The 11,743-nt window shown below is 44.3% G+C and carries 9 protein-coding genes; 7 read left to right on the plus strand and 2 right to left on the minus strand.

Features of this window, described 5'->3' with window-relative positions; all coding sequences use genetic code 11:
- The first annotated feature begins 41 nt into the window (after positions 1-41).
- Positions 42-770 (plus strand): hypothetical protein, encoded by a 729-nt coding sequence (locus IBX50_RS12540; protein ID WP_292256337.1) that lies wholly within the window; start codon positions 42-44, stop codon positions 768-770.
- 308 nt (positions 771-1,078) lie between these two features.
- Here IBX50_RS12540 and IBX50_RS12545 read toward each other — a convergent pair whose 3' ends face one another.
- A complete protein-coding gene (locus IBX50_RS12545; RefSeq protein ID WP_292256340.1) occupies positions 1,079-2,509 on the minus strand; it encodes a hypothetical protein in 1,431 nt (476 codons plus the stop codon).
- A 185-nt stretch (positions 2,510-2,694) separates the two neighbouring features.
- On the opposite strand from IBX50_RS12545, the gene IBX50_RS12550 reads away from it, so the two are divergent.
- The 6 genes from IBX50_RS12550 (at position 2,695) to IBX50_RS12570 (ending at position 9,910) form a co-directional block, all read left to right on the plus strand.
- Positions 2,695-3,861: a tyrosine-type recombinase/integrase gene (locus IBX50_RS12550; protein WP_292256342.1), complete on the plus strand. Its 1,167-nt coding sequence runs from the start codon at positions 2,695-2,697 to the stop codon at positions 3,859-3,861.
- Positions 3,862-4,263: 402 nt separating this feature from the next.
- Entirely contained in the window at positions 4,264-4,431 is a 168-nt protein-coding gene (locus IBX50_RS20745; protein ID WP_366930724.1) for a helix-turn-helix domain-containing protein, read from the plus strand.
- A 10-nt stretch (positions 4,432-4,441) separates the two neighbouring features.
- Entirely contained in the window at positions 4,442-5,059 is a 618-nt protein-coding gene (locus IBX50_RS12555; RefSeq protein ID WP_292256343.1) for a hypothetical protein, read from the plus strand.
- Positions 5,060-5,128: 69 nt separating this feature from the next.
- Complete coding sequence (locus IBX50_RS12560; RefSeq protein WP_292256344.1) at positions 5,129-7,885, plus strand: hypothetical protein; 2,757 nt, start codon at positions 5,129-5,131, stop codon at positions 7,883-7,885.
- 208 nt (positions 7,886-8,093) lie between these two features.
- Entirely contained in the window at positions 8,094-8,699 is a 606-nt protein-coding gene (locus tag IBX50_RS12565) for a ParA family protein (RefSeq protein ID WP_292256346.1), read from the plus strand.
- A gap of 317 nt (positions 8,700-9,016) precedes the next feature.
- Entirely contained in the window at positions 9,017-9,910 is an 894-nt protein-coding gene (locus IBX50_RS12570; RefSeq protein WP_292256348.1) for a hypothetical protein, read from the plus strand.
- A 33-nt stretch (positions 9,911-9,943) separates the two neighbouring features.
- On the opposite strand, the gene IBX50_RS12575 is transcribed toward IBX50_RS12570, so the two are convergent.
- Complete coding sequence (locus tag IBX50_RS12575; protein WP_292256349.1) at positions 9,944-11,263, minus strand: site-specific DNA-methyltransferase; 1,320 nt, start codon at positions 11,261-11,263, stop codon at positions 9,944-9,946.
- Between the last annotated feature and the right edge of the window lie 480 nt (positions 11,264-11,743).

The raw sequence follows: 11,743 nt of genomic DNA on the forward strand, positions 1-11,743 counted from the left end.
ATGAAGAATCAGATTAACTAAATATTTATTTAAGGACAAATATGAAATCGCTTGCACTCTCGCTCTGCTTTCTTTTAATTTTGGTATCAAGCCCCTCACAGGCTATGACTAAGTTGATCGGTAAGGGGTATTGCTCTATCCGGCATCCGGTGGAGATGATGACAACTACTCGGCAAACCACCTGTGAATCTCAGCATGTCATCCAGCAGCAGTTAGGCGGGAATGATACAAACAATACGATCTGGATTAGTGCTACTGAGCATGATTATCTGGATCGCTCGGCTGACAGGCCGTGGGAGTCCGAGCGTCCTTGGTTTAATTTTGGTGATGAGAATTTAGAGCGTGCTTATATGCAGGGGGTCTATGCTCGTGGCTTCCATTTCATAATATATGATCATCATGGTAATGGTGTACCTACGTTATTTGCATGGGATGGAGCTTCACACTTCACTTACGCGACTGCAGCTACGTTCAACTCTATCACCAAAGAGTTGAGCTACCTTGGATATCAAATTGAACGAATGAAAAAAGGGCAGTCCACGCAGTTTGTTGATACTGTAATTGGGATTGCATTCAATTTGATAGAGCTCTTCTTCGGGATTATATACAGTATTGTAGGTGTTGTTGTTGGGACTATATTTAACCCTATTGATACCATTTTTAATGTTCCGGGTGCCGTATTGATTTCGGTTGAGGCAGTGGTTGAAGGGGTTGCAAATACACTCAGTGACATCATTGCTGTAGCCACGCTTGGGTATGTTAATATTTAATTGTCTGTGTATTGGGTGGTTCAGTGAAAAATACCAAGCAGCGTGCTCTTGCTATACTGCAAACTAGGCTCGCTCTTGGGTTTGATGGTTGAGTGTTAGACTGAAAATTCGTAGGTGTGTGACGTATGTCAGTATTGAGTTTCATGCCTTTGGCTCTTCTAGCCCCCGTCTGAACTGCTCATCCGCAGGACAGCCCCATTTGGCTGCTGGCAACGTCGCCAGGCAGGCGGGTGACAGCCAGCAGCCAAATGGGATAGCTGCAGTAGCTGGGCTGCCAATGCAGCCGAGCTACTGTGAGCAGTGCGGTATTAGTATGGGTATAGAATTGGTAGCTCGACGGATATTCTGGGTTTTGCATCGCCAAGATAATTGTTTTTAACTGTGATTTTTTTGTTGTCATTCAGCATTCTTATTAATTCCTCTGGTTCTGCTCCGCGCTTAAAATGACCGATTATTTCCATTAGGCTGTCGAGGTCGGCAGGCTGCATTTTAGTGTGATTAACGAGCAGGTGGATAGTGTAAATTGAATTAAGTTTCAATTTATTCAGGTTGATGTTTTTTTCTTTTTTTGATTTTATTGGACTGTTCCCTAGAATTTCATCTAACCTCTGATGGTGATTCTGCAAGTCAAGAAGCATACCTGCTATGGGGCTTGGGCAGATTATAGCGGGTTGGTCGATTGACAAGTAACGACCTGTTTTTTTAATTTCTGTGTTTTCATCATCTCCAGTGCTTTTGCTGCTCTGTTTATCATGGTATTTTCTGCTTAAAGGCAACTCTACTGTTATTATCTCCCCGTTAAATAATGTTAGGATGTAGGCTAACCCTTGAAGCATGCGCTGTCTGTCTGCCTCGCCTCTTCCAGGGTTGCTAAAACTATCTGATTCAAGGTTCACTTTGTCATAGCGTTGCTCAACAAGTCCGGATATAGGTGCCTTTAGTCTTTCCGCAATGCTTTTAGCGCAAACCTTTGTCTCAGAGTTTTCTTTAATTCGAAAATTACTGCCTTGAAAGAAATAGTATTTGTTTTCTCTGAGGACATCTTCAATAGCTATTTGCTTGGCAAGAAGCTCTATGCAGCTTTCTTCCGTGATCTTGCTTGCTGTTTTGTTTTTTTTCTTGAACTCTTCATAATCTTCTTCTTTGAAAATATGAAAGAAGTCAGATATGTCGAATGTTTTAATTGCTGATATAAATGTAGATGGCTTGTCCTTTGTTGTCTTTATATTGGCATGGCGCAGCAGAAAAAATGCAGTATAAAGCCTTAAGCAGTATTCTGATTTTTGTATATCATCCAGATTTTCGAACTCACTGACATGGTAGTGCTTCCATTGAGTTTGGAATTTATCCATTAATTCTTCTTTTGAATTTATTTTCGAGGCTGAATGAGGTAAAAGAACCGTAATCCGCTTTGTTTTATATGATGCTTGCCCTTTAGGAGGAAGTATTTTGTTTGTAATTTCTTCCAGTGTGTCTTTATTTACCGTGTGCAGGTAGTGCTGGTTTTCTCGATCAAGTTCATTATTACTTTTTATGAAGTTTATCGTAAGATCATTTTCGATTTTTTTTAATCCAAAAAAATATTGAGGGGTGTTGGTGGTGTCAAAAGTTTCCGAACCATCTTTACATTCGAAAAGTGCGCTTTGGTGTTTGATTAGCTCTAATGTGTTTTTGTTGATTTGAGATCCAATCAAAAGGTCTCTTATCATTATTAGTTTTTTAATGTCATTGTTAAGCATAGCAGTAAAACCCCATGATTTATCTCTCTGTATTTCTGGTCAATCTTGCAGGTAGAGTCTACTACGATATGGAACTATGTTGGCGGTGTGATAAAGTCCCCCACTTTGCCAGCCTATCACCAGTCGGTAATAAAAAATACGTTTTAATCCATCCTCTTAACTCATTGACTGTGTAAGGGGTACTGATGAAAACCGTTCCTTTAACCAAGAAAGGCATAGAACTAGCTGTAGCGATTGATGGTAAGCCCACTGAGTACAAGGTCGAAGGTGATGCCCGTCTCAGGGTGTATTCAACTCCACACTCTACCACACTGGGAGTCAAGCTAAATGCTTTCAACAAACGGTTCCACAAGCGCTTAGGCCGCTATCCTGAAGTTAGCTTGACCCAGTTCAAGCAAATGGCGGAAGCCTACATTCAGGACATTAACTTATCGTATGGCCTGTTGGGTTCTAATATCAGTGTCACTCAACTCTTTGACACACACTACAAGCCACGTATCCAGGCAAGGAAATCTACTTACAAGGAAGACATTTCAAAGTTTGATCGAGTAATCAGACATGAGATCGGTTCTTTATCTCTCAAGGAAGTCAGATCTTACCATCTGGAGCGGGTTCTGGATAAGCTACGTTCGAAAGGGGTAAAGCCTGCAACGATTAATCGCTACCGATCACTCATGCATGCTCTATTCAAGTACGCGCACCAGAATGGTTTGATTAACTATAACCCTTGCTCTGTCATACAGCGGGAGCGGGAAAATAACATCATTGAACGCTACCTGTCTGAAGCGGAGGGGGTAGCCTTTATAAATGCCTGCTTGCTAGAAATGAATAATCCCGGTGTACAGGCGCTGATGTTTTCTTACTTTACTGGGCTGCGCATTAAAAATGCCAGAACGCTCAGGCGCGAACATCTGGCTGATGACTTGTCTTCAATCACTTTGCTGACTAAGTCTGGTAAGAACCAGACATTTCCCCTGTCAGTATTTGCTCAAGAAGTCATCAAGCACGCCTTGTCGATGAGTGGTGGTGAGTATGTATTTCCATCCCCTCTGAACCCTTTAAACCCTGTTAGCTACCCCCGTGCAGTAATGCAGCGCATCTGCAAACGGGCTGGCATAGCGGTCAAGGGTATAGAAGTTGAAGTCCAGCCTGGCTTTTCCCGTAAGCCCGTTAGTATTCATAGTCTGCGCAAGACTTTTAGCAACCGGATTATGGCTGAGACTGGCAGTATCTATGCTTGCTGTGAGCTGCTAGGTCATAGCTCTGTTGAGGTTACTCGTCGTTACCTTTCTATCAGTCAGGAGGAGCAGCAGGCTGTGGTCAATGCGGCGTTTTCTGCACATTCTGTTTGACTTCATGTACCTATAGTTATTGGAAGGGCACAGGCTTAAAGACGGTGCCCCCCTATCCTGCTCTATCCATCATCACTGGGTTTGGTTGTGCTCTTCTTGATCCGATAAACCTGTGCAATCTGCATTGTTAATTAGTGCATCAGCTTCTGAAACCTGCCACCCAAGTAAGTTACCCCACTTTGCCAGAAATGGCACGTTGTCATGGTTTTCAGGTGATTACTATCTGACTTTCAGTGGAGAGCTACCTGAAAACAGGTGGCTGGAATGGGTGAAGGCATATTTTTTTGAAGTTCCCCACTTTGCCAGTAATCCGGCCATTGGAAACAGGATAAGTCTATACAGTTGCACCATCAACCAAGCGAATAACGAGGTCGCGTGATGCTAGAGCAATATGAAGAACTGATGACGAAGTGCGAAGTGGCACGAGTCCTACGAATTTCTTTGAACACCTTGAATACATGGTGCTCAAGAAACCCCCGGCAGCTTCCACCCTTCATAAAGTTAGGGTCTGCCAAAAACTCAGTGATCCGGTTCAGGAAGAGAGACGTGATCAACTTCATTGATAAATAAGGTGAGATTTATGAGTAAGTCTACTAATGCAGTAACTAAAGCAACCGATGAGCAAAAAAAAGAGCCAGCGACCATGACTGGAAGTGACTCCCAGACTTCTCATCAGACAACTGAGGCGCAAAAGTTTGCCGACCCGCGTGCCTCAAAAAACAACCCCCCGTTAAAAAGTAACAGGAGTAGCTCGATGAAAAAGCCCGATTCACAGTTTATCAGTGTTAGTGGTACATTAATCAACAGTAACAGTGTTGCTGGTGCGATTGTTGTTAACTCCCCTGATAAGCCTGCTGTCATTTTACTAGATAAGACAGGTCGAAGACCCGGATGGATGTACCATGAAAACCTTGAGCAAGCAGTTGAAATGTTCAATGCTGTTGTCTACCAAATGCCCAAGGTGGCTGACACCCTTTACATCCAAGATCGTGCGGTTATCCCGTTCGAGTTCATTAGCAGGGTGACAACCTGCCTAATCCAGAATAGGGATTTTCTGGTGGTCGATGGTCATTATGGTCGGTCGTTGTTGATGTTTGATTCAGAACTCTACGATGAACTGGATGTTCTTCAAGATGAGATTATGGCTATTCTGATGCGCCAAGTGCCCAATAAAATGATCTGCGTTTCCAGTGAATAACCCCTTCTTTTAACCCGTAAGCAGTGTCTGCCATTGGCAGGTGCTGCTTTTTTTATGGGAGTATTACAAATGATTAGCGTTAAAGAAAAGGGTGGCGATCTGGACACGACCTGCCCCAGTATCAGTACAGAAGACCCGTGGGCTCAGCTATGGCCTACTGAAGTGTCAGGTTATAGTGAACGTTTTGGTGTCCCACCAGCGGCTGCCACCACTGAGGAAGTTGTAGAAGCATCCGGCCTGTGGGATGACATGATTCCTACTCCTTCCTCTGATGCTGTTGCCGAGGACTGGGTAATTATCGGTGTGGATACCGAATACGTGGCGCTGACTGACACCACGCTTCATATTTTAAGTTACCAGTACTGCTTGATTACACCTGCTGGTCAAAGTCACTCTGGAATCATTTATACCCCGTCAGCTCGTAAAAATGATCGGGTAAAGCTTGATGACTTTCTGGGTCAGGCGATAGAAGATGCTTTTCAGGCGGGTGTGATAAAACGCTACCCTGCTCATGTACATGTGGCCACTTTCTTTGCTAGGGCGGATCTGGCTCACTTTAGTCGAGTATTCAACACACTCAAAACCAACGTGCAATCGACCCGACGCACGATTGCTTCATTAAATGGAGATAACGGGTACGGGATTGACCTTAGTGAATTGCGGTCAAGGCACCTGAATAAAGCGAGTATGCCTATTCACGACCCAGATCTGATCGATCCTCAGCAGGTCAAAGTACGTTTTTATGACACCATGTTGCTCGTCCCTGCTGGTCGCAATCTGGATGCAGTGGGGCAGCTGCTGGGGTTACACAAAATCACTATTCCAGAGCCTTACAGCATTGAGCGCATGGATGAGTATCTGAAAGCTGATCAAGCGGGTTTTGAAGCCTATGCAATACGCGATGCTGAAATTCCAGCTAGGTATCTTCTTTGGATGATGGCGTTTGCTCAAGCCGTTGGCACGAGTCGTGTTCCAGCAACTATCGGTGGGTTGGCTGTATCGCTGTTCAGGCGGGGTTATATTGAAAAGTACTCCAGGGCACAACTCCTGCAAAGTTTTAATTTGACCGAGCAAAGCCGACTCTACTGGCCTAGAGATGATGGACTTGGTGGTGTGACTCCAAAAACCCAGGTCGTGCAGGTTCCCCATCCAGCGTATGCCGATTTTGAGCAACTTGCCGTCAACTGTTATCACGGTGGTTACAACATCAGCTTTGAGATGGGTCCTAGTGAAATCGATGAGTTTAACGACTTCGATATCCGGTCGGCTTACACCACGGCTCTACAGTCCATCAGACCCCTTGACTTCGACAACCTGCGTTATAGTACGCAGGTTGAGGATTATGTTGGTGATCAGCTGGGCTTGGCGTACATTAGCTTTCGGTTTCCGACTGACTGTCGTCATCCTAGCCTGCCGGTGCGCACGGATAAGCATGGATTGATCTACCCGCTTGCAGGGACAACGCACTGCACGCTGCATGAAATCGAGCTGGCTGTCACTATGGGTTGTGAAATCAGCGTCCACTACGGTTTCATCATACCTTGGGCATCAGATCATGCTGTCTTTGGCAGCTTCATGCAGTTGGTGCGTGAAAAACGTAATAGTCATGCAAAAGGCTCACTGGAAGAGCTGCTTTGGAAAGAGTTAGGAAACAGTGTGTATGGCAAGACTGCCCAGGGTTTAAGGGCAAAAACGGGGTTTGAGCTGCAATCAGGGTTGAGTAAGAAAATACCCCGATCAGCTATCACTCACCCTTTCTTTGCTGCTTACACCACTGGCGTTGTAAGAGCTTTACTGCATGAGCTAATCGCTTCCATTCCACCAGAACGTAATGTCACCTCAGCAACGACGGATGGTTTTCTGACCAATGCAACCTTAGACGAGATATCACTTGATGGCACTATGGCACAGCTTTTTATCGCCTGGCACCGTGAACTCGATCCTACAGCGGAATCCATTCTGGAATTAAAGCATGGAGCCAAGCAGGTGGTTGCCATGAAGACCCGTGGCCAGCTTACGGCGCTACGGCATGATAATGAAGCGATTGGCCCGGTTACAGCCAAGGCAGGAGTTAGGCCGCCGCGAGGTGTAAAAGACGGTAATGCTTATGTACTTGAGCTTTATTTGAATCGTCAGCCTGGTCAGTTGGTGGATGCCAGTCATCTGATCTCAACCCGTGAGCAGTTCACCTTGCAAAGTGACCTGATCATGAAGCGTAAAGAGCAGCGTCTATCGCTGGAGTTTGATTTTAAAAGGGATCTGGTTAACCCCGTCATACGAAAAGTCGGAGAGGTTGAGCATCTGGCCTGTAGTAGTGTGCCCTTCCGAACCGTAGAGGAGCAGAGCCGGGTTCGCTTGATGTTTGATAATTGGCGGCGTAATCACTGCCTGAAAACTCTTGGGGATTTTTATAGCTGGCAGGAGTATCGCTTGATGGCTGATGTTGTTCGTCACCTAAAGGAAAGTGGTAATGGAACTCTGCGTATCCAGCGTACAGACACCTTGGCAGGTCTCTATGCACGTCTTTTCTGTCGAGGGTACATGCAGGGTTATTGGGGCTTTCCAGACGTCAGTTGTCGCAGACCCTTGAGTAATAAATTCCTATCTGAGGCACTTGAAGAGGTCGAGGTATTTATCAAACCTGCCACGATCAGTCAGTCCAAAAACAGGCCGGTGATGGAAGGCGTCGTACCATATACCCCTCTATTACTGCCACTACTCAGAAAGCTGAAAGAACACTTTGCATCCTTTGACCCAGGCGTTTTGATCCGACCCCAAGACCGCCAGCCGCTGGATGCTGCTCTAAATCCAGCACCGTCATCATAAAATGGAACCTCATCCCTACGGGTCTTGTTTGACACAAGTCCGTAGGGGTATATAGGTAGGTTCTAGTGTCAAGAATGCCCTTATCTGGCTGTCCCCATCCTCATCCACCTGCCAACAGCCTGAAAAAGCGCTTTTTCAGCCCGGAAAAACCTGAACAAATAGTTAGAAGGCGCGTTCATCTACAAGCCAGACAGTTCAGGTACGAAAAATGAAAATACTGTTTTCCAACTATAAGGGCGGCGTCGGGAAGAGCTCCATTGCCTACAACATGACATTATTTGCAGGCTTTCACTACGTCACCAATGACACCACCATCCTTGATGACCCCGACACGATCCGCATCGAACCTCGATTGAAGCGGATTCCAAAAGAAATAAAATCACTGGGCAATGTTGTTTACGACTTCGGTGCCATGTCAACACAGGTAGACCCCAAAGTGACCCATGCGCTCAGCTTCTGTGATCTGGTGGTGATCCCGACACTGACCGATCAGCGAAGCATCCAGGCAACGATTGATTTTATTCAGTTCATCAAAGGTGCCGGCGTCCCCTATGTGGTGATCATCAACAATTACACCCAGCAGCAAAAATGCGAACGTGCAAGCAATGCGCTTCGTGCAGCGCTGGGTACTATTCGTATCATGCAGATCAAGCACACCACCTTGTTTGAGCGCGTTGCCGAACATGGACGGAATTGGTTGTATAACGTCCATGAGCGTAGGGGCTTAGCAAGGTTGATCAAGACCCGTGACCAGCATGATGCCATTTATCGTGAAATTCTTGCATTAGGAGGTGTCGATGTTGCAGACTCTTGATGAAATCGAACGATCGATAGGAGGTAGGCCTCGCCAGGCTCAGCAGAAAGTCCGCCTGAGTGTCTACTTATTGCCTGCTGAAGCACTGGATATCAGGGAAAGGGCCGAACGACAGGGACTGAGTACCAGCATGCTGCTGCGTCTCCTAGTCCTTGAGCATGTGAGCAGAAACACCCAGTAGTCCAATGACCAAACCTCGAAATCGGGGTTTGGTCCTATAAAATGCTGTTTTTAATTCGGTGATTATCTAGACAATTCTTATTAAGTATGGTTATCTATTGGAATATGAGTGAGTAATCTTGATAGTCGGAGCTAGCATGGAAGAAAAGTCTTTTTTTAGTAAGATAAGTAATCCTCATGAGGTGATAACTGCAATTAGTGAGGCTGGAAGAACATTTCCAGAGTTTATGCAGCAAAGGGTTGGTGATTACAAAGAAGACATAAAGCTTTTCTCTGAGCTGACGCTTGGTTGCGAAAGCTCTGCTGAGCTTCTAGAAAAAATCCGCATCCCCAAAGTTTATAGTAAAAAAACACAGATGACCTTGCTTAAGCTTTTTAGAAGATGTGTAAGCCCCGTTTGTGATACAGAGGCAACTAAAAAAATACAAGCTAATCCGACTTCGCTTTTTATAAATAACTATGGGTACACATTTAAGCCGATTTCTGATTTGAAGCGACAGTTTTCAACGCTCAGTGAAACTGATTACTCTGTTTTGAGTGCCCTTCTTGGCGAGTATGATAAACGGGGTGAGCAGGGGTATATTCTGACTGATATATTTTTTAATTGGGTAGAGGAAAACTTGGGCGGTAAGGTGGTTATTGAAGGTCCGCGTGGTGCCGGTAAAGATATCCAGTTATCTGATGTTTTTAAAGATTTCACACATGATTATCCCTGCGATTTTATAATAAAGGATAGGTCTACAAAAGAAGTTAAGGCTGTTGGTTTTGCTAGATATGACAGTACACGAGGAGGTGCTCAGTCAGATGATCGAACAGGCGGAAATAGTGATAAAGTTAGTAAGGCTGCAAGCTTTTGCCTGCAGTCAGGAAATCAGTTTAAAGTAATATTTTTAGCTGATGGTCCTGGCTTAGCTCACGGAGACACTTGGGCTGAAGCATGCAATCTAGATAATCAGTGGAATGGTAATGTTCGTGTTACCACCCTAAAAACAGCTGTAGAGCGACTAACTCTTGACTGGTTATACAGCTGACTTAGAGTGGCTGGATTTTTTTATAAGATGGTATTATGTGTTCGAAATTTCATTAACCAGATTTTTATGCTTCAGGTAAACATCATTGTCTACTACAAAGTTTAACGCATTACTGTCGAGAGCGTCCTCCCGTTTGAATGCACCTTGACCGGTATCCTTGCTTTTGTTTACATAATCCCCCATTCGCTCTAAACCATATTTTAGGCGTTTTATGGTTGCCTTTGCAGCAGTGAATGATTGATCAATACCAATCCAATGCCTATCTAAGTCTCTTGCGGCGTGTATTGTTGTGCCAGAACCGCAGAATGGGTCGAGTACAATGTCACCCTCATTTGTTGATGCTTGTACTATCATTTTTAGCATTTCTAAGTTCTTTTCTGTTGGGTACCCTGTAATCATCTTGCTTTGATGATGGGCGTCTTTATATTGGCACCAAACATCTGTAATGGGTACAGCCTTATTTTTTTCTAAATATATTTTTCGTCTTGGGTTTCCCGTTTTAGACCAGTGGATCTCTCCGTTTTTATCAAACTCATCTAGCTTGGCGGGAGTGAACTGCCAATGCTTTCCTGGTGGTGGTAACATACCCCTCCACTCTTTGCCAGTTTCACCATTTCTAGTACCAGGTGCGTGGATAGGAACGAGTTTATATCTGCCTTTATTATCTGACTTGGGATACTCTTTTTCAATCCATTGCTCGGTCGCTGGTGTTTTGGGTTGGTTGAATATCCATTTACTTGACTTGCTGTAAAATAAAATATAGTCATGCAGGTTTGGATATTGCTTTCTTGTTGAGTTTTTGGAACTGCACTTTCTTCTTGTTATGAGGTTTCTAAAGTTTTCTGGGCCAAAGACTTCGTCCATGATTATTTTTAGATGGAAGAGCATTTGGTGTCCGATGTGGATATATATGCTGCCGTCACTTGATAGTAGCTCTCGCATAATTATCAATCTTCGGCGGATCATTTCAACCCATGAGGCTGTTCCAAATGAGTCTTGATAAGCGTGCTCAAGGTTCCTTGATTGAAAGTCCATACCCGTACCATAAGGCGGATCTAAATATATTAGCCTTATTTTTCCTGAGTAGTTTTCAAGTAGTTTATTTAGTCCAAAAAAATTGTCTGCTAAAATAAAGCTATCTAAAGGTATGTGTTCGATTTCTCTAGGGTTGTTCTTTATTAATAAGTACTTTTGATCTAGTTTTTCAAGAATTTTCCTATCATTTACTTTGTTTGCATAACTTAGAACTGCCATTTCAGAACGATCTGGTAAGGCCCAAGGTTCGCACCTGGCTTCCCCAGCTGATGTAGCAGCCTCTCCCAGCTTCTCTTTTCCAAGTACGCCTGTAGCCATTGCTATTACTGCCCTCTAGTAAACTCACTTTGACCTTGAATTTTACTACAGAAGGCTACTTAGTCCAAGGATTACTGTTATTGTATACAGTTTTTGGCATTTTTTCGGATTCTTATCTTGTTAGGAGAGTCATTGCTAAAGATGTTAGTGACTTTTATGCTTCTTCAAACAGTTCACTGGTTTCATAGTCCAAGCGCTGGTAGGCAGGCTTACGTCATGTCCGGCTAAAGAGAAGTAAAGTCTCGGTCAGTTCACTGAAAAGTTCGAGAGCCGCTTCCCTGCACTGTAGCTCTATACAAAGCCTGTTTGTGCGGATTTTTGTCTCACGGCTATCAAAAGATAGGCAAGGATATCCAACACTAACCCTTGCCCATGTAGCTAAAATCCACTGATAATCATGTACTTAACAAGGATATCCTTCACGTCCTGTGGGATTCAAAATCCGGTTCTCGCGAGAGAGTGTCGGTTCGAGTCCGACCA

The sequence above is a fragment of the Marinospirillum sp. genome, assembly GCF_014859565.1.